General features: G+C 65.0%; 18 protein-coding genes, 3 tRNA genes and 1 pseudogene. 7 read left to right on the forward strand and 15 right to left on the reverse strand.

Annotated features, from left to right (window positions below; all coding sequences use genetic code 11):
• From N5C25_RS06015 to N5C25_RS06030, 4 genes are all read right to left on the reverse strand, one after another.
• Positions 1–567, reverse strand: a 567-nt coding sequence (locus tag N5C25_RS06015; RefSeq protein ID WP_279936607.1) for a MotA/TolQ/ExbB proton channel family protein, incomplete at its 3' end; no start/stop codon positions are given.
• A gap of 3 nt (positions 568–570) precedes the next feature.
• Entirely contained in the window at positions 571–2,970 is a 2,400-nt protein-coding gene (locus N5C25_RS06020; protein WP_058979572.1) for a DNA internalization-related competence protein ComEC/Rec2, read from the reverse strand.
• Between the two features lie 59 nt (positions 2,971–3,029).
• On the reverse strand, positions 3,030–4,373 hold the full coding sequence (locus tag N5C25_RS06025; protein ID WP_021203594.1) for a HAMP domain-containing sensor histidine kinase: 1,344 nt from the start codon (positions 4,371–4,373) through the stop codon (positions 3,030–3,032).
• A 1-nt stretch (position 4,374) separates the two neighbouring features.
• Positions 4,375–5,046, reverse strand: a complete 672-nt coding sequence (locus tag N5C25_RS06030; RefSeq protein ID WP_019659002.1) for a response regulator transcription factor — start codon at positions 5,044–5,046, stop codon at positions 4,375–4,377.
• 215 nt (positions 5,047–5,261) lie between these two features.
• Here N5C25_RS06030 and N5C25_RS20490 point away from each other — a divergent pair.
• Positions 5,262–5,357: pseudogene (locus N5C25_RS20490) on the forward strand (MipA/OmpV family protein); the annotation flags it as partial.
• 32 nt (positions 5,358–5,389) lie between these two features.
• Positions 5,390–5,674, forward strand: a complete 285-nt coding sequence (locus N5C25_RS06040) for a hypothetical protein (RefSeq protein ID WP_019659004.1) — start codon at positions 5,390–5,392, stop codon at positions 5,672–5,674.
• 18 nt (positions 5,675–5,692) lie between these two features.
• Here N5C25_RS06040 and N5C25_RS06045 read toward each other — a convergent pair whose 3' ends face one another.
• Positions 5,693–5,833 (reverse strand): hypothetical protein, encoded by a 141-nt coding sequence (locus N5C25_RS06045; RefSeq protein WP_021203593.1) that lies wholly within the window; start codon positions 5,831–5,833, stop codon positions 5,693–5,695.
• Positions 5,834–5,989: 156 nt separating this feature from the next.
• Here N5C25_RS06045 and N5C25_RS06050 point away from each other — a divergent pair, with 156 nt between their 5' ends.
• The 4 genes from N5C25_RS06050 (at position 5,990) to N5C25_RS06065 (ending at position 7,681) form a co-directional block, all read left to right on the forward strand.
• Positions 5,990–6,559, forward strand: coding sequence for a TlpA disulfide reductase family protein (locus N5C25_RS06050; RefSeq protein ID WP_058979570.1), 570 nt, complete (start codon positions 5,990–5,992; stop codon positions 6,557–6,559).
• A 110-nt stretch (positions 6,560–6,669) separates the two neighbouring features.
• Positions 6,670–6,861: a hypothetical protein gene (locus tag N5C25_RS06055; protein ID WP_019659007.1), complete on the forward strand. Its 192-nt coding sequence runs from the start codon at positions 6,670–6,672 to the stop codon at positions 6,859–6,861.
• Between the two features lie 63 nt (positions 6,862–6,924).
• On the forward strand, positions 6,925–7,116 hold the full coding sequence (locus tag N5C25_RS06060; protein ID WP_019659008.1) for a hypothetical protein: 192 nt from the start codon (positions 6,925–6,927) through the stop codon (positions 7,114–7,116).
• A 232-nt stretch (positions 7,117–7,348) separates the two neighbouring features.
• Entirely contained in the window at positions 7,349–7,681 is a 333-nt protein-coding gene (locus N5C25_RS06065; protein WP_021203592.1) for a hypothetical protein, read from the forward strand.
• Between the two features lie 96 nt (positions 7,682–7,777).
• On the opposite strand, the gene N5C25_RS06070 is transcribed toward N5C25_RS06065, so the two are convergent.
• The 3 genes from N5C25_RS06070 to uvrB all read right to left on the reverse strand — a co-directional run bounded on the left by N5C25_RS06070 (position 7,778) and on the right by uvrB (position 10,157).
• Positions 7,778–7,852, reverse strand: a tRNA-Val gene (locus N5C25_RS06070).
• 98 nt (positions 7,853–7,950) lie between these two features.
• Positions 7,951–8,025 (reverse strand) — tRNA-Val (locus N5C25_RS06075).
• Positions 8,026–8,132: 107 nt separating this feature from the next.
• Entirely contained in the window at positions 8,133–10,157 is a 2,025-nt protein-coding gene (uvrB, locus tag N5C25_RS06080; protein WP_021203591.1) for an excinuclease ABC subunit UvrB, read from the reverse strand.
• A gap of 92 nt (positions 10,158–10,249) precedes the next feature.
• Here uvrB and N5C25_RS06085 point away from each other — a divergent pair, with 92 nt between their 5' ends.
• On the forward strand, positions 10,250–10,810 hold the full coding sequence (locus N5C25_RS06085; RefSeq protein ID WP_279936608.1) for a GspH/FimT family protein: 561 nt from the start codon (positions 10,250–10,252) through the stop codon (positions 10,808–10,810).
• A 61-nt stretch (positions 10,811–10,871) separates the two neighbouring features.
• On the opposite strand, the gene N5C25_RS06090 is transcribed toward N5C25_RS06085, so the two are convergent.
• The 7 genes from N5C25_RS06090 to N5C25_RS06120 form a co-directional block, all read right to left on the reverse strand.
• A tRNA-Asn gene (locus N5C25_RS06090) sits at positions 10,872–10,948 on the reverse strand.
• A 73-nt stretch (positions 10,949–11,021) separates the two neighbouring features.
• Positions 11,022–11,435: a type IV pilin protein gene (locus N5C25_RS06095; protein ID WP_049446493.1), complete on the reverse strand. Its 414-nt coding sequence runs from the start codon at positions 11,433–11,435 to the stop codon at positions 11,022–11,024.
• 23 nt (positions 11,436–11,458) lie between these two features.
• Complete coding sequence (locus tag N5C25_RS06100; protein WP_279936609.1) at positions 11,459–16,150, reverse strand: PilC/PilY family type IV pilus protein; 4,692 nt, start codon at positions 16,148–16,150, stop codon at positions 11,459–11,461.
• Positions 16,147–16,656, reverse strand: a complete 510-nt coding sequence (locus N5C25_RS06105) for a PilX N-terminal domain-containing pilus assembly protein (RefSeq protein ID WP_345781914.1) — start codon at positions 16,654–16,656, stop codon at positions 16,147–16,149. The genes N5C25_RS06100 and N5C25_RS06105 overlap by 4 nt, the downstream gene beginning before the upstream one ends.
• A complete protein-coding gene (locus tag N5C25_RS06110) occupies positions 16,646–17,827 on the reverse strand; it encodes a PilW family protein (RefSeq protein WP_043400482.1) in 1,182 nt (393 codons plus the stop codon). Before N5C25_RS06110 ends, N5C25_RS06105 begins: the two co-directional genes overlap by 11 nt.
• On the reverse strand, positions 17,827–18,297 hold the full coding sequence (pilV, locus tag N5C25_RS06115; RefSeq protein WP_043400479.1) for a type IV pilus modification protein PilV: 471 nt from the start codon (positions 18,295–18,297) through the stop codon (positions 17,827–17,829). Before pilV ends, N5C25_RS06110 begins: the two co-directional genes overlap by 1 nt.
• A complete protein-coding gene (locus N5C25_RS06120) occupies positions 18,294–18,809 on the reverse strand; it encodes a Tfp pilus assembly protein FimT/FimU (RefSeq protein WP_043400476.1) in 516 nt (171 codons plus the stop codon). The genes pilV and N5C25_RS06120 overlap by 4 nt, the downstream gene beginning before the upstream one ends.
• Between the last annotated feature and the right edge of the window lie 92 nt (positions 18,810–18,901).

An 18,901-nucleotide genomic window follows, 5' to 3' on the forward strand; every position in this document is an offset into this window, starting at 1 on the left:
TTCCTGTTCCATTTCCACCACATAGCTGTGGATCCGGCCCTTGAAATAGCGATGGAACATCAGCGCCGGGATGGCCACGATCATGCCGGTGGCGGTGCACACCAGCGCCTTGCCGATGCCGCCGGCCAGCTGGTTCACGTCGCCCACGCCATGGTCGAGGATGCCCAGGAACATCTGGATCATGCCGATCACGGTGCCCAGCAGGCCCAGCAGCGGGCCGGCCGAGGCGATGGTGCCCAGCGCGTTGAGGAAGCGCTCCATGCGGTGCACCAGGTGGCGCCCGGTGTCCTCGATCCGCTCACGGATCTGGTCGCGCGGGCGGTTGCGCGCTTCCAGCGCAGCGGCCAGCAGCGCGCCCAGCGGCGAGTTGGCGCGCAGGGTCTGCAGGTGCGCCGGGTCAAGCTTGCCGCGTGCGGCCCAGTTGCGCACTTCCTGGCCAAGCCCGGGCGGCAGCACTTCCGTTCGCCGCAGGGACCAGAAACGCTCCAGGATGATCGCCAAAGCCAGTACGCCCAACAGCAGCAGCGGCACCATTGGCCAGCCACCGGCCTTGACCAGTTCCCACACGTTTCAACCCTCCGGCCCAACGGCCGCTTGTTCGTTCGGCGATAGGATAGCAGCCGACCGCGCCCGCCCAGCGGCATCCCACCACCGGGATGCGTGGATACGCTGTTCACGCAGCTGCAGCCCTTGTGCACCAAGCCATACGCGGATCGCTCCGGAGTCGGCCGTGGCCAGCACTTCCGCCCCCTGCGCCTGCCAGCGTTGGACCACGTCCTGGCGTGGATGGCCGAAACGGTTGCGGTGGCCGGCCGAAACCACCGCCAACCGTGGCGCCACGGCGGCCACCCACGGCGCGCTGGAGCTGCCACCGCTGCCATGATGCGGCACCAGCACCACATCCGCCTTCAGCGCGGCCGGAGACGCCTGCAGCAGCGTCCGCTCGGCCGGCCGGCCGATGTCACCCGGCAGCAGGACCACGCCGTGGTGGCTGGCGATGCGCAGCACGCAGCTGTCTTCGTTCTCGGCCTGACGGCTGCCCGGCGCCGGGTGCAGGACCTGGAAATCTACCCCGTCCCACTGCCAGCGCAGCCCGTGGTGGCAGGACGTGGCGCCAGCGATGGTGCTGCCCGGCGGCGCCAGCAGCTGCAGTCCGGGCAGCTGCCGTCGCAGGCTGGACAGGCTGCCGGTGTGATCCAGATGGTCATGGCTGAGCATCACCTGCCGGGGCGGCGCCTGGCCGAGCGCGCGCAGGGCCGGGACCAGAATGCGCTCGTTGCCCTCGCCGCCGGTCGGAGGCCCTACGTCGTACCAGAGTGCGTGCCGCGCTGTACGCACCAGCACCGCTGTGCCCTGCCCCACATCGTGCACCAGCAGCTCCAGTTCCCCCTCGGCCGGTGCATGCCGCGCCGGCCACAACAGCGGCAGGCACAGCAGCAGGCCCGCCAGGCCACCGCCGGCGCCGCGTGGCAGCAGCCACCAGAACACCCCCGCCAATGCCGCCGGTACGGCCCAGCGCGGCGCCTCGGCCAACCACCACATGGCCTGCGGGTGCAGCGCCAGTGGCTGCAGCGCCTGCCAGCTCAGCTCGAACAGCCGGGCCGCAGCACGCCAGGACCAGCGGCCGGCTCCCTCGTGCAGCGCATGCAGCCCCGTACCCAGCAACGACAACGGCACCACCAGCAACGTCCACCACGGAATGATCGGCAGGTTGACCAGCGGCCCCAACCGCGCGGTGCCGCCGAACAGGGCCACGCACAGCGGCAACAGGCCGAGGCTGGCCACGCCCTGGGCGGCCAGGAAGCCACGCAGGCCCCCACCGGCGCCCTCCGGCCCGGTTCGCGGCAGGCACCACAGCAGCCACAGCACCCCGCCAAAGCTGAGCCAGAAGCCGGCCGACAACACCGACAGCGGCGCCGGCAGCAGCATCACCATCGCGGCCAGGGCCAACCCCTGCCCCGCACCCACCGGGCGACGTCCGGCACGGGCCAGTGCCACCAGCCCGATCATCAGCGCCGCGCGCACCGTTGGCAGCGCGCCGCCGGCGGCCACGGCATAGGCGGCTGCGGCCAGCGCTGCACCCCATGCCGCCGCCTGTGGCCGTGGCCAGCAACGTCCCAGCACCGGGCACAGCCACCACGGCAAGCGGCACAGCAGTACCCCGAAGCCCGCCACCACGCCGACGTGAAAACCGGAAATGGCGACCAGATGGGTCAGGCCCAGCGCGCGCAGGTGTTCCCAGTCGGCATCGGACAGCCCGCGGGTATCGCCCAGCGCCAAGGCCTGCACGAACCGCGCGGCAGGATGTGCCACCTGCGTAGCGATGGCGTCACTACTGCGCTCGCGCCAGGCTGGCAGGCCCTGCGCAGGCGCGCGCTCACGCGCAGCCCCCGGGTCGCGTACCGTGCCATTGCCGGAGATGCCGCGCAGCAAAGCATGGCGTTCGCCATCGAAGCCGCCGGGATTGATCCGCGAACGTGGCGCACGCACGCGCAGCGGCAACTGCCAATGCGATCCCGCACGAACCGCATGCCGCCCACCCTCGGCCTCGTGCGCTGACGACCCGCGCCACGGATCGTTCCAGGTGACCTGCAGGCGCTTGCCGCGCAGCGCTGGCAGCGCATCGGCCTCGTCCACGTGCAACACGAAACGGGTGTAGCCGGGCCCCCGCTGCGGAAGATCGGCCACCCGTCCGCTCACCCGCACATCCTGCGGCGGCGCGCCGGGTGGCAGCTGGCCGTGCAGCGCCCAATGCCCGTGCAATGTTGCCCATGCCAGGCCGAGCACGATTGCAGCCCAGGGGCGGCCGCGCCAGCGCAGCAGCCAGCCCGCGCCGCCGGCAACCGCCATCGGCGCGCTCAGCCACAGCGGCAGCAGCGCCGGCATCTGCACGCAGGCCAGCGCGCCCAGCACCAGGCCGGCAGCGCAGCCGGGGCCGAACAGGGCCGGCGCGGAACGTTCGGAAGCCATTCCATCAGCCTGCCGCCAGGCGCTACAGGCTGCCTATCGGGGTTTCCCCCGCGCGGCTGTCAGCGCCGGACGGTGCCGCGATGGAAGTTGACCCGGAAGCTGGCACCACCGCCGGTGGCCTCGCCGACACTGACCGAGCCGCCGTGATGCTGCACGATTTCCTTCACCAGATGCAGGCCGAGGCCACTGCCGCTGCCCGCCGCGCGCAGGCGATGGAACGGCTCGAAGATCGCTTCACGGTCACTCACCGGAATACCGGCGCCCTGATCGCTGACTTCCAGAAGGCCACGTGCATCCAGGCGCACGCAGATGGTGCCGCGCCCGCCGCCGTGGACGATGGCGTTGTGCACCAGGTTGGCGATCACCCGCCCCAGCGCCAGGCTGTCGCCATGGATCCACACGGGCGACTCCGGCGCATCCACCTCGAAGCCATAGCCGGCGCCGACCACCAGTGGCGCCAGATCGGCGGCCGCTTCACGCACCAGCAGCGCCAGATCCAGCCGCTGCAGTGCGCCGACATTGCGATCGAGCCGCTGCAGGTCAAGCAGGTGCTCGGCGACGTTGCCGAGCCGCGCCACGTCGGTCAGCAGCTGCGATTTCAGCTCACCCTGCGGCAGCTGCGACAAGCGCGCCTGTACCACTGCAATCGGCACCCGCAGCTCGTGCGCGGCATCGGCGAGGAACTTGTCACGTGCTGCATAGCCCTGCTGCACCTTGTCGATCGCGTCGTTGAAAGCTTCCACCAGCGGCGCGACCTCGGTCGATACCAGCTGCGCATCCAGCCGCGCACCCGGCTGGCCGATATCCAGCTCCTTGGCCTGCTGTGCGGATCGACGCACGCCGCGCATCGCACGGTGGATCACGGTCGGCATCACCAGCAGCGTGATCACGATCAGCGGCAGGAAGAACCACAGGCCGATCAGGCGCAGCACCATCAGTGCGCCGTCCAGCAGCCCGCCCTTCGGCGCCCCGCCCACCATAACCGTGATGCGCCGCCCATCCTCGTTGCGGATCATCACCCGCGCAACGTCCAGATAGGGCGGCACCAGTGAACCCAGTTCGGTGGCGCCCACTGTCGGCAAGCGTGCCAGCAATGGGGCGTGGACCGCAGGGATCGTGCCGCGCTCCAGCCACGTGCCCCTGTCATCAACCGCCGCGAACCAGAGGTTGCCCCCCGCCCCGGCATTGAGCCTGTCCCAGCGCGCCTGGTCCAGTACCAGCCGGCCGCCTTCGCTGTGCACGGCTTTGGCTACCGCCTCGGCCGTGAACATGTCCATTCCCCAAGTGTCCTTGTCGCCCCAGGTCAGGATCAACGCGACCACCGCGAACAACACAGTGAAGGCCTGCGCCAGGAACAACCGCCAGGCCAGGCCGAGCGTGATGGAGCGGATCGGTCGGGTCATCTCACGCCTCCGCCAGCAGATAGCCGACGCCGCGGATCACATGGATCTCCACACCAGCCCCGGCCTGCTGCAGCGCCTTGCGCAGCTTGGAAATGTGCGCGTCGAGTGCATTGGACTGGATCTCGTCATCAAACCCGTACACCGCCGCTTCCAGCGCGCTGCGTGTGACCGTGCGCCCCTGGCGCATCGCCAGCGCCTGCAGCACCAGCACCTGGCGCCGGGGCAGTGCCAGCGGCTGGCCTCCCACCTGCGCCTGCAGCGATTCGAAGTCGAATTCCAGCCGCCCCAGGTGCAGGCGCGGCGTCACCATCGCGGAGGGCCGCCGTGAGACTGCACGGATCCGCGCCATCAGTTCCTCGATCGCCACTGGCTTCACCAGGTAGTCATCGGCCCCCACATCCAGGCCCTCGACCTTGTCTGACAACGTGCCCTTGGCGGTCAGCATGATCACCGCCAGGTTAGGCCGCAGTGCACGCGCGGTGGCGACGAACGCCGCGCCATCGCCATCGGGCAGCTGGCGGTCGAGCAACATCAACTGGTGTACCGGTTCACGCAGCGCGATCGTAGCTTCGGCCAGGCTTCCGACGACGTCGGCGACCACGCCCTGCCGCTCCAGGCCCGATTGCAGGGCTCGGGACAGATCGGGATCGTCTTCGACCAGGAGGATGCGCATCAGGGGGTTCGGCTACCGGAAACGCTGCCGATCATAGTGCCTTGCGCCGGGTTTGGGCGCCTTCGCGTGCCGATTGCCGACGCGCAATGTTCTGACAATGTTGCGCCCGCACCATGCACAGCCATCCTCCGCAAAGTGGCTGATCGATGCCGTTGCTGCCCCCGACCCTGCTGCGCCTGTTGCTGTTCTCCGCTGCCATCAGCCGTCCGTTGGCCGCCAACCAGCGGTTCGGCGATGCAGTAAAGGACAGCCCGATGGCGCGGCGTGGGACACAGACGTCGGCCTTCGTTTCCCTGATGCGCTCGTTCTGAGCGAGCGCCCGTTACAGACAAGGACACCCCTCATGGCCTGCGTCTCCGCCCCCCTCGAAGCCCATGCGATCCTGTGTGCTCCCGACCTGGACAGCGCAGAACGTGCGTATCTGGGCCTTATGCCCGATCTGGAGCATGTGGATGCGCTGGCCCGCCGCGCACTCGGGCTTTCGCGCGTCGCCGATGCGGCACGCACCTACGCGCTGTCGATGACCCTGGTCGGGCTGCGCCTGCAGGAACTTGAGATGAGCGAAGCGACCGCAAAGGAGCACCGCCAGGCTACGCTGCACAGCCTGCGGCAGGTCTTCAACGCCTGAGCGCAGGGGCACGATGGCTCAGCGGAAGGTGGCCCAGGCCAGCACCGCAGCCAGCAGAGCTACCCAGACCACGGCCTTGAAGGTGCCTTCCAGCATGTTGCCGCCGAACAGCAGCTCGACGAATGGATTGGTCCGGGGAGCCGGAACATGCTCGCTCATCTGAGACGGATCCTGAGAGTGGTAGGGACGCGCACGCCTGCGCAGGAGGCAGTCCAGTACGGGCAGGGCATTGACGGCGACGCGCGGAACGTCTGCTTAACAACTCGCGCCGCAGTTCGGGTATGTTCCGGACAACGCTGCGTTCAAGGATGATCAATGCTCAAGCGCGCCCTGGTTCCTGTTGCTGCCCTGCTGCTGTCGGCGTTGATCATCGCGCTGGGATGGCAGAACCGCCAGTTGCGGCAGATCAACGAGCAGATGGCCGCCCAGCTGCAGGCCATGCAGCATGAGGCGCATGGCCTGGCGCTGGGCACGCGTGCCGATACGTTGGCATTGAAAACCACCCAGCGCACCCGGGTGATGATCGGCGGCGAACGCAGCACTGCCCAGATCCTGTACTTCTTTTCCACCGCCTGCCGCTATTGCCTGGCCTCGATGCCGCAGCTGCAGCAGATTGCTGGCGGACGTGGCACCAGCGAGCTGGTCGGCGTGGGGCTTCCTCCCTACGATGAACTGGCCGACTACGCCGGCAAGCACGATCTGCGCTTCCCGATTGCCATCGACAGCGACGGCGAGGCCGCCAGACGCTACCGCGCCACGGTCACACCGATGCTGGTGGTGCTGGCTGCAGATGGCAGCGTGGCCTACAAACACGTCGGCCAACTCGATGAGCAGGTCGTGCAGGCCGCCATGAAGTCGCTGGCGCCTCGCCTTGCATTGCACTGAGGCGCCACGCGCCCGATCCGCGCGCCCGCCCTCGCCACCAGATTCGCGCCACAACCGGCACTCCGGTGCCTTCGGCAACTGCAACACCAACGCCAACCAAGGAGATACACATGATCGGAAAGAAGGTCCTTTCGTCCGTCGCCGGTATCGTCGTTGTCGCCGCGCTGTCGTTCGGCGCGTCCCAGGCCTTTGCGAAGCCAACCAAGGCTGGCTTCGCGCCGGGCTGCACCTACACGCCGGGCTGCGTTTTCGGCGGCAACGGGACAATCGGTGGTACCCGCATCTGCTGCCAGCCGAACTGACCTGTGCAAGGCCGTCCCGCAAACGGCCTACACCGTGCATTTCCACACCTGAAGGAGCCACGCATGATCGGTAAGAAGAAGCTGTTCTCGTCTGTCGCCGGTATCGTCGTTGTCGCGGCCATGGCCTTCGGCACCAGCCAGGCCTTTGCCGTTGCGCCCAAGACCGGCTATGCGCCCGGTTGCGAGCCGCATCCGAGCTGCCCGTTCGGCAACTCCGGCAAGCCTGGCCAGGTGCTGTGCTGTGATCCGCTGTAATCGAAGCCGAGCTGCGGGTCGGCAGCGCTGACCCAGCGCAGCGGTGTTGATCGGCGCCCACCCGCATCGGGCATCGCGCCGGGCCGTCTCTTGGGGCGGCCCGGCACTTCCGGCCCCGGATTCATCCTTCCCCGGGCGCCTTGGCGCGCGCTTTACCGGCTTTCGTCGCATACCGGTTTCACACCGCAGGGGGCAGTGCCACGCTGGACTCCCTTCTCCGGAGCACCGTGCCATGCCGATGCTTGCCCTGCTGCTGTTGTGCGCTGGCCTGTTCGGCCGCGATACCGACGCCGGGGATGCTTCCCTGCGCAGCCAGATCCTGCAGGCCGAGGCTGGGCAGGCAGGAGCATCTCCAATGCCGGATGAGAAAGCAGACCCGGCCACCCTTCAGCTTTACCGGCTGCGCCAGGATCGCGTGCTGCGCGTGGGCAACCAGCCCCTGCGGGCGGACACCCCGCAGCAGCGCACCGGCTCGGCACGCGTTGCGCAGGTCTGGGAACGCGTGGACGGGCATTGGCGGCTGCAGCGCATGATCAGCATCGACGAATGGGTGGCCCAACGCTGACCGCTGGCTGCAGCCCACTGGCGCAAACGAAAAAAGCCGGCCCGGGGCCGGCTTTCATTCTGATCCACCGTTGCACCGGCAGTGCCGGGAGCCAGGTGGTGGGCGGTACAGGGTTCGAACCTGTGACCCCTACCATGTCAAGGTAGTGCTCTACCGCTGAGCTAACCGCCCATCTTGTTCTTGCCGCCCGAAAGCTGGCCTTGCTACGTAAAAACCCGGCGCCAGGGCCGGGCTTTGCATTTCACGACAGCCCTCTCCCGAGGACTTCGTGGTGGGCGGTACAGGGTTCGAACCTGTGACCCCTACCATGTCAAGGTAGTGCTCTACCGCTGAGCTAACCGCCCGTTTTTGCTTCTGAACGTTCGCGATTGCGTCGGTGCAGGCCGCGTATATTACGTATGCCCGCCGTGAAGTGCAATACTTTCGTGAAGAAGATGCTGCACTGCCGCGTTCAGCCCAGACTCGCCTCCTTCAGCTGCCTGATCTGGTCGCGCACGCGGGCCGCGTCCTCGAATTCGAGGTCCTTCGCATGCTGGTACATCTGCTGTTCCAGCGCCTTGAGACGGGACGCCAGCTGGGCCGGGCTGAGCGAGCGATAGTCGCCCCCGTCCTCGGCCACGCCAGGCCTGCCCTTGCCCTTGCCCTTCTTCGCTTCCTTCTCTGCCGCATCCGAACGCGCGCCTTCCAGCACGTCGACGATCGGGCGCGCCACCGAGCGCGGCACGATGCCATGTTCCTCGTTGTACTCGACCTGTTTGGCACGACGGCGGTCGGTCTCATCGATCGCGGCCTGCATCGAACGGGTGATCTTGTCCGCATACAGGATCGCCTTGCCACGCACGTTGCGCGCGGCACGGCCGATGGTCTGGATCAGCGAACCGGTGGAACGCAGGAAGCCCTCCTTGTCGGCATCAAGGATCGCCACCAGCGATACCTCGGGCATGTCCAGGCCTTCGCGCAGCAGGTTGATGCCGACCAGCACGTCGAACTTGCCCAGCCGCAGGTCGCGGATGATCTCCACGCGCTCGACCGTGTCCACGTCCGAGTGCAGGTAGCGCACGCGGATACCATGTTCGGTGAGGTATTCCGTGAGATTCTCGGCCATGCGCTTGGTCAGCGTGGTAACCAGCACGCGGTCGCCCGCCTTGATGCGCGCGTTGGCCTCGCTCATCAGGTCGTCGACCTGGGTACCGACCGGGCGGATCTCCACCACCGGGTCGATCAGGCCGGTCGGGCGCACCACCAGTTCGGTGATCTCGTCACCGGCTTCACGCAGTTCGTAGGGCCCGGGCGTGGCCGACACGTAGATGCTGCGCGGGCAGCGCTCCTCCCATTCCTCGAAGCGCAGCGGGCGGTTGTCCAGCGCCGACGGCAGGCGGAAACCGAATTCGACCAGGGTCTCCTTGCGCGAGCGGTCGCCCTTGAACATGGCGCCGATCTGCGGAATGGTCACGTGCGATTCGTCGATCACCAGCAGTGCATCCGGCGGCAGGTAATCGAACAGGGTCGGCGGCGGCTCGCCGGCATTCTTGCCGGTCAGATGCCGGGAGTAGTTCTCGATGCCGTTGCAGTAGCCAACCTCGGCCATCATTTCCAGGTCAAACTGGGTGCGCTGGGCCAGGCGCTGCGCCTCCACCAGCTTGTTCTGCGCGTACAGCTGCTCCAGCCGCTCCTTCAGCTCCACCTTGATCGTCTCGATCGCTGCCAGCACGCGCTCGCGCGTGGTCGCGTAGTGTGTCTTCGGATAAACAGTGAAACGCTGCATGTTGCGCAGCGTCTCGCCGGTCAGCGGGTCGAACAGTGTGATCTTCTCGACCTCGCCATCGAAAAGTTCCAGGCGCAGCGCCTCGCTGTCCGACTCGGCCGGGAACACGTCGATCACTTCGCCACGCACGCGGAACGTACCGCGCTGCAGCTCGTACTCGTTGCGCGTGTACTGCAGCTGGGTGAGGTGATTGATCAGGTCGCGCTGGTCGATGCGCTCGCCCTTGGACAGGATCAGGCGCAGCGACAGATAGTCCTCGGGTGCACCCAGGCCATAGATCGCCGACACCGTGGCCACCACGATCGCATCCGGGCGCGACAGCAGGGTCTTGGTCGCCGCCAGCCGCATCTGCTCGATGTGCTCGTTGATCGAACTGTCCTTCTCGATGAAGGTGTCCGACGACGGCACGTAGGCTTCCGGCTGGTAGTAATCGTAGTAGCTGACGAAGTACTCCACCGCGTTGTGCGGGAAGAATGCCTTGAACTCACCGTACAGCTGCGCCGCCAGCGTCTTGTTCGGCGCCATGATCAGCGTCGGCTTCTGCACGTTCTGGATGACGTTGGCGATGGTGTAGGTCTTGCCCGAACCGGTGACGCCCAGCAGGGTCTGCTTGGCGATGCCCGCTTCGAAGTTGCTGGTCAGCTTTGCGATGGCATCAGGCTGGTCGCCTGCCGGCGAATACGGCGAGACGAGTTCAAAACGGTCGCTCATGGTGTTGCCAGTTCCCGGGAAGGGTGAGTATACGGGGCAAGCGGTGACGGCCAGCTGAGGGGTTTCCGGGCAGGCGGGCGCGGCAGTGCCTGATGGCGAATGCCCCGGCGTACGGCGAGGCTGCAGGCATGTCCCTTCGCCATCGCCCTGCCCGGCTCCACCGCGGGCTCCATCTGATCGAGTTCCTGATCGCCGTCATGGTGTTGGCGGTCCTGCTGGCGTTGGCGTGGGGCCCTTGGCAACGCATGTTGCGGCACTTCCAGGCGGAAACGCTGCGCGCCGAACTGGTGACCAGCCTGTCGATGGCACGCAGTGCCGCCATCACCGAACGCCGCCGCGTGACGGTCTGTGGCTCGTCGGATGGCATGACCTGCGACCAGGCATGGCGCCAGGGCTGGCGGGTACAGGTCGAACCGGCCAACAGCGCAACCGGCGCCCGAAGGGAACTGCGCGTGCACAGGGCACGCCAGCGTCATGTCGACCTGCGCGCCAGCGATAATCGGCCCGACGTGCGGTTCCGGCCCGACGGCCGCAATGCAGGCACCAACCAGTCCATCGTGCTGTGCGTGGACGGACAGGAGCACAGCCGCGTCATCATCAGCGTCCCCGGACGGGTCAGGAGCCAGCGCCCGCAAAGGCCCATCCCCTGCTGATGCCCGCAATGCCAACGCAGAAACGAAAAAAGCCGCGATTTTTCGCGGCTTTTTTCGAATCTGGCGCCCGAAGTTGGACTCGAACCAACGACCCCCTGATTAACAGTCAAGTGCTCTAACCGGCTGAGCTATTCGGGCGGGGTGCGCATTTTAGCCAGCGTTCGGTGGGGAGTGCAAGCCTTTTATGCGATGCCGCCCAAAGGCCTGCCCTTTACCAGCATCCGGGCCCCTTGCTGGCATTCGGCGTCTTTCGTCCGGCCTGGTCCAGGGTCAGTGTGCCGCAGTCATCCTTCTTCTGGATCTCGGTCGGTGCCGCCTGGAGGGTAAAGGAGGTGCCATTTGGCGTTCCCACGTAGGAAAGCGTGTATCTGGCGGTACCGTCCCGTGGCGATTGCGAGAAGGGCAGCGTCATGCCCGCATAGGTGTTCTCCACGGTATGCCGCCGCTCCAGCATCTGCGCCAGCTCGACCAGATCGGCCTTGGCCTGGGCACGATTGGCCTTGCGCACATAGGCCTGGTACGAAGGCAACGCGATGGCAGCAAGAATGGCGACCACGGCCACGGTGATCATCAGCTCGATCAGGGTGAAGCCGGTGGCGGTTCGACGTCTGCTGTACACATGCATGGGCAACCTCGATATCGGATTCATCAACGGATCTGCCGCCACGATTGCCGCCCACAGGGCCGTGGCATGTAAAGCGGATCGGCGCCGGCCGCACGCAGCACGAACGTACACTGGCTGGCCTGCAGCATCTTGTCGACCGTGCACCCGGTGTCGCCAGGTTTGCAGGGCGTAAGCTTGGGCACAAAGATGTTGGTGTCCTTCACTGGCGGCCCTTGGCTAAGATCACCCTTCTTGGTCAGGGCGACACCACCGCAGTTGCCGGTGCACAGCGCTTCTCCGCCGATGGTTGGGCTCAAGCCGGACATCTGGCCCCCACCGGTCAGCAGATTCAGACCGTACAGCCAGTTCACGCCACCGCCGCTTCCGCAGATGGCGGTACCTGGCACATAGGACGTGAAGAACACGATGCCGTTCTGCACACGGGGGTTGCCGACGAAGCGTTCGCCTTCGACTGCCGATCCGGCCTGCAGGTCCACATACCAGCCGCGGGCCGAACCGTAGTTCACCGCATTGCGGGTGACATCACGCAATTGATAGCCGCTGGCCGATGTGCCGGTAGTGATCACCTGCTGTACCAGATTGTCGCGCGTGCCAACCGCACTGGCGAGGTTATCCCAGATGCCATACAGCGACTGCACTGGCGAGGTGCTGCTGACCGCATTGTCATCGGCGGCGAAATACTGGCCGGTACCGAAGAACAGACTGATGCCGCCGCCCGGACCCGTGCTGATCTCGATGCCGCTCATGATCGGCTGCGGGCTGTTGTTGCGCGTAGCGGTGAACAGCGGCGTTCCAGACAGGGCAATGTTCCAATCGGTCGGATCGGTGCTGGAAAGATCGAACTTCCAGATATTGCCCTGCATGTCACCGCCATACACAGTGTCGGTGATGCCGTCATTGTTCTTCAACGCCACCGTGGCGATGTTGATCAGGCCATTGCGTGCCGCGTACTTGGCACCTACCGGCGAAAGCCGCTTGAGTACCTTGCCGGTCTGGATATCAACCACGAACAGCGCTGCCTTGCCGCTGGTGGAGTTGACGCCATTGCCGAAGATCGCGACGAAGCGCGGCGCAGCATTGGCATCGGCGCCCTTCACCGCCACCACAGCCGGCTTGCCCAGCACGAACCCGAGATCCGACTCTGTCTTGCCCGAGACTTCCCACAACACACTCGATGCACCGAACGCGGTCGGATCGCTGACATTCAGCGCGAACACGGAGCCATTGCCTACGCTCGTCGCATTGGGCGCCTTGCTGGAGCCACCACCACCCGTGGTGCCCACCAGCACCGTGTTCCAGGCATCCCCGTAGTAGACGTCGGACGACGTCAGTGGGCCATCCACGTAGTAGCGATGCCCATACTTGGGATTGGCCAGCTCGGCAATGTGCTGCATGGCAGCTGACGGAATGAAGGCCAGTTCTTCGGTACCGCCGGATGCTCCATTCGAACCGTTGAAACCATGCACCATCCCGTCATTGGCGCCAACATAGATCATCGTCGGCGGCCCCGAGGTCGCGCGCTTCGCTTTCAGGAAGGCGTCATAAGACGTGCCCAGCGTCGCCTTCCACTTGACTGTCGACTGCCTCGCCCAGCCTGCATAGCCGAAGTCATCCGTCTTGGAGACGATCTCGGTGGTGGAATTGACGATGTCACCCAACGGCGAAGTACGCGAACGGAGCCCGCTCACCGCCGCGCCGCGCAGATAGTTGACCAGGGTGGTCGAGGTCTGATTCGCGAACCATGCAGGAATCGAGTCACTGAATCCCAATGCCGACAGCTTCGCCCGCTCATCATTGCCCGGCAGATTGGTGGCCAGGAACTCGTTCGCATTGACCGGGGTCACCGTGCCATCGGACGCGGTCTTGGTCGGGGACGTCGCCATGTAGATGCGGCGCGTGGCACTGCCGATGTTGCTGGACGCCTTCCACAGCACGGCTCCGTCCGCACCCTGGCCGTCGACCTGGGTGGCAATGACATCACCGGTCCAGTCCACAGTGCCAGAGGGCACGCTGTAATGGGACGATACAGTGAACGAGTTGGTCGAAATGCGCGCGCCACTGCCGCTACCACCGACCGGCGCATCACCTTCCGCTGCGCTGTTGAAGATCGCCTCCAGCGCCTCCTTCAGTTTGGTCGGATTGCGTGCCAGGAAGTAGTTATCCGGCACCCCTGGCTTCTTGCTGTCCCACTTCTTACCGGCCGGGACACCGTACTTGGCGGCATACCACAGCGGGCTCTGCAGCTGGCCCGCCGCAGTGGTAGAGGCCTTGTACTTGATGACTACCGGCTTTTGCCAATCGTCGCGGAAGTTGTTTGAGCTGGTCAGCACAGAACCATTGCTGTTGCCCGGACGCAGCGCCAGACGCTGCACGGTGCTGGAGGCATTCGAGCCGGTGATCGTGTAGCCGGTCAACATTGCGTTGCCAGCGTAGGCCGACAGGTTCTCAATGCGGACGAGTACTTCATCCTCTTCAACCTTGCCGGCCAGAGTCGTACCGATCCAACTCTCCACTCTATTCTTTACTACGGTCGTGTAGTTGCACAGCCGCGTATTGCCCGCAGCACTGTTGCTCACCTTCGCATCAGCACGCCAGCAGATGTCATTGAAATCCCCGGTATCATTGCACGCCGCACCCACGCAGTAGCTCAGCATGGCAACGACGTCGTTGTCATGGTCATTGCCCCACAGGGAGTCTTCCCACACCAGCGAGAAGCTGCCGGACTTTGCATCTGTCCGGTAGGGACGGCCATAGACCAGCTTCCCGCCGGTGTCGTTGGCCTGCTTGGTGCCAATGCCGACCGAGCCCAGGAAGCAGCTGCGCCAGCCAGCGCTTGTTGCCGTTGCGCCGCCGGTGTTGTTCGCCTGGCAGAGCGGGGCCAGTCCGATCTTGCTGTTGCCCACCGCAATTTCGAACTGCGGGAGATTTTCCGCCATGGCAACGGCGTAGGTGGTGGCGGTGACCTTGTACGTGCTTGGCTTGTTCTGCACGTTGGGCCGCAGATCGGTCTCCGCGGCCGCCTTGGCCAGTCCCGCCATCAGGAAGCTGCCTTCCATGGAGGGAATGTCCGGGCAGATGCCGCGCGCCTTGCTGAGGCTACCGATTGTCTGGCCCTGGCAGATATCACTATGGGTATCAAGCGAAGCACCGCGCGGTGTATCACCCACGCGACCGATCATGTAGCTCTTGCCGGCGATTCCTTCGGCCGTGCCGACTGCATCCGTCGCGGACACCGCAGACGCAAGGCCGGTCACGGAACCGACGTTGTCGCTGTCAAAGGACGGCAGGCCCGACGATAGCACCAGGATATTGCAGGTCGCGCAATAGGAGTTGCCACCATCTGCGGGCAGGCGATAAGGATCCTTCCAGCTGATATTGGTCGGCAGGCCGCTGAGATCTCCGCTGTCGCTATAGACCTTGGAACCCGCAGTGATGTAGCGCAGCGCTTCAGCATACATTTCCGCCAACGGATTGCCCCAGGCACTGCACTTCTGGCCTCCGGTCCCCGGATCGGTCAGATTGCCATTTCCCTTCTGGTCCTGGCGATTGAGAATGCCGTAGGTGTTGCAGTCATTCCAGTTGTTGGACCAGTTCCAGTTGTCCAGACGGAAGCTTGAAATCGCGTTGATCACGCCCTCATCGTCGGCCTTGGCGCTTCCCGTCAGATTCAGGTAGCAGAACTGCCCCGTAGACAAGTCGATTTCATCGCCCGTGCCGCAGAACTTCGTACCATTGCCCGCGATCTTGCCGATGTTCCGGCGCAGGACGCCACCATCTCGTGGATTGGCGTAGGTTCCCGTGACAAGTCCAAAGCGCAGGCGCCCGCTTTCACCGTAGGTCTGCAGCAACCCGGCCGGCTTGAAACGGTCGGTGATGCCATCGTTGTATTTGCGGCAGAAACTCTCACGCACCGTTGAACTGGCATCACACACCTCGACACGTACGGTGTAGTCCGGGACCGAGGTCGAGCGGGGAATGTCAGCGTAGCCATCGGCGTTGCTGGCTCGTCCGGTATCGCACTGATTGCTGGCAGTCGATGCCCACTCGGTAAATGAACCTTCTGCCACGCGCATCAAAGGCGCACCCTTATCCGAACGCGTTACGCTGCAGAAGCTGAAAGCCGTCCCGCTTCCAGGAAGGTCGGCGAACTCGCGAAGATCCGATCCACTGTAGACCTTGACCCACGCATGCAGATCGCTGGGGATCGGCGCCCGCTCCAACACCGTCTTTTCCTTCGTATCGGTGTAGCGCTGGCCGCCGTACAGCACGTAGCGCATCACATCCAGGCGACTCATCGTCACCCAGTTGAGGAAGTTGCCCGACCACGCGCCGCTGCAGCTGTGCTTGTTGGCGCCCTTTGCCTCTGCACTGGCCTTGAAGACACCGCTGTTGTACGAGTAACAGAGGTTGTAATCGAAGTAGCCTGAGTAATCGAACTTGTCCTGGTAGGTGGTGTCCAGCACCCCGTCCCCGTCCAGGTCGCTGTAATCGCTGTAGGCCTTATTGAACAGCTGCTCGTCACGCGACATCACCATCATCATCAATGGCGGCTGGCTCTGCTTGCTGTACAGCGGCTCCTGCGCGATGTCGTAGTCACCAAGCGCGGCCTGCAGCGGAATGATCAACGCGGCAAGGCCGGCAAGCGCAGCAACACCCACACCGGCCCGCAGCCCGGTGGAGGAACGAAGTCGAAGGAAACGGCGCTCGCTGTTCATGGGATGAAGATCGTATCGATGACCGCACTGGCGGACGCATTGGAGGGATCGTCACTGGCAAGCGCCGTGACCTGGTAGATGTTCCCGGTTTCTTCGTTCTGTCGGCCGCCGGTGCGCCGGCTGGACGCTGCAAAGCACTTGTCGATGCGACGCGTATAGGTGGACTTGGCCTCACTGAGACCATCGGCCCACGTCTGCGGATCGTAGGAGGGACTGCATTCCTCCTGGCTGGCCTTGAAGATGCCCCCGTCAGCCAGGGCCTTCTCGATGGATTTCTCGGTCTGCCGGGCGTCGGCCTCAGCGTTCTGGAAGGCAACGTTGCTGCGCAGATAGTTGGCAGCCATCCGTTCCTGCATGCTTGTGACCTGCATGCCGGCGATGCCCAGCAGGGCCATCAGCACCAGCATGATCAGCACGACGTACAGCACCGCGCCGCGCTGGGAACGCGGTGAATGCAGAGAATGGCGGCGGGCGGGATGGGTACGCATGGTGGCCTCAGTTGCCATACAGGCGATTGCGCAGAGCGATCGTGCTCTGGTAGGCGGCGCGCATGCGGCCGTCAGAAGGCGCGGTGTAGGTCACGCCGAGCGCGGTCAGCGGCGTACTTGAACTGGCCTGGACAGATGCGGCCGGGTCTGGACTGGACACCACCAGCCCCAGTTGCACCGTGCCCACGCGCTGCCAGCCACGCGAGGCCGGCACGATGGAGGCCTGAACATCGGTCGCAGTACCCTGGCGATCAATGTAGCCGGTCGGCGACACCGTGCTCAGACCGTGATCCTGGCCATACAGCAATTGCATGTTCTCCACGCCCTCGACCAGCGCCTCTGCTGGTCCCGCGACCAAGGCAGCACCGGGCTTGGCGGTGAATCGAAGGCGATACAGCGACGATTGCTTGGTCGTAGCGTCGTAGCCCACGTACAGGATCGACGTCTCGGCGCGATACAGCACCGCCTGCCCGGGCTGGTAGTTGCGGGCGATGGCCACGTCGTTGTTGGGTGCGGTGCCCACCGTCACGGTGCCGGCCTTTGCATCGATCGCACGAGCCTGGAAGACCGTGGCGGAAATGCAGTCGGCCACACCGAACAGCCCCGGGTCGGTAACTCCGCTATCAAGCACGGCAAGACGTTTGGGATCAAAGCTGAAAACCGGCTGGGCAACCGTACCGGCTACCGCCGTGACCGGCACACCGGTGGGCACCAGATAGCGCAGAGCGACGATATCGCTGCCGTCGACCCGGTTCTTGATCGCCGCGGCGAACTCACTCGGCAACGCCGGGGAGTACTTGTCGCCCCCCGTTGACGGCGTTGCCGCCAACGTCACCGCGTCGCCCGGCTTGGTATTCGTTGCTTCGTAGCCCTGGATCGACCGCGCAAAGTCCAGCGCGGGGTGGCCTCCCGCAGCGAAGGTGGTTGCCAAGGTGCCCTGCGGATCATGCGCCTGATCGTTCACGCAGCCGAAGTGTCCCGCCATGCGCAGTTCGCGTTGCAGGGAATCCATCGCGAAACGGCTGTTCTCCTGGACCCGCGCCAGCCCTTCAGACAGCTGGTAGGCCGTGCGTGAAGCGGCGAACACCTGGACCACGCCCAGCATGATGATCAGGCCGATGGTCAGGGCGATCATCAACTCGATCAGCGACAGGCCACTCATCGTTTGGCGGGAGCGCATTCTGGTCATCACAGCAGGCTCTCCGCAGCAAAGGTGGTGTCAGCCTTCGAATCGGGATTCCAACGCTCATCGCCCCAACTGACCGACACCCGTACCCGGCCGTCATTGACGGTTACCGTTCCGGATGCCGAGTCACCCAGTGCGCGGCCCAGGCGGCAGCGCCAGTCGCGGGTGAAGTCATCCTTGCCGATATCCTTGCCAATGGACGGCGCGCAGTCACCCTTGCCGGTGGTAGCAGCATAGGTACCGGCATAGCTGAGCGCGTTGATCCGGTTAGCCCGGATCTGATCAAGCAGTTCGTACCCCAGGTTGGTGGCCTGGGTGCGGTAGTTCGCGCTCTGGACGAACCGCACATTCATCGTCTGCAGCAGCGCGAAGCCCAGCAGGCCGATACCCATCACCAGGATCGCGATCATGACCTCGATCAGGGTGAAACCGCCCTGCGCCGTACGGTGCGGCTGGAAGCCGATCTTTCTCATGAGCAACTCTCCTTCAACAGCCTCACCTGTCCCGTAGGCGATATGCGCAGCGTTCGCTGCAGGGGCTGGTCGCCACACTTTTCAGGGCGCAGTGTCACATCCACTTCCGCGTTGGCGCGATTGCGGCCACGGCCATCGAAGCCGATGGTCAACGTTTCGGTTGCGGACTTCATCGTTGGGCGACCTTCGCTGTAGCGCAGCACGTTCTCACCGGAATCAAGCGACCCGTTCCCGTTGCGATCCTCCCAGACCATCCAGCCGTCGGCCCAGCTGCTGCCATCACATTCTTTGCCCGCTGTGGATGCGCATACAGCCCCGCCACGCGTGTTCTTTATTGCCTCGGAACGGGCAAGTGCCAGCGACGCGATCAGTTCGTTGGTCGTCGTGGCCACACGATTTGAGCGGATCGTACTTTGGAAGCTGGGATACGCGATGGTGCTCAGGATCGCCAGGACGGCAACCGTGACCATCAACTCAACCAGCGTGAAGCCGTTTTGCCGGCGCAAAGACATTGGACGCTCCCCAGCGTGTTGGTGGCCACGATGGGCCATCGCCCCGCCACCGGCAAGCGGCGGCAGGATGAACGGTCAATCCGGGGCGACGG

The organism is Stenotrophomonas sp. GD03958 (assembly GCF_029839005.1).
GTDB classification, from domain to species: Bacteria; Pseudomonadota; Gammaproteobacteria; order Xanthomonadales; family Xanthomonadaceae; genus Stenotrophomonas; species Stenotrophomonas hibiscicola.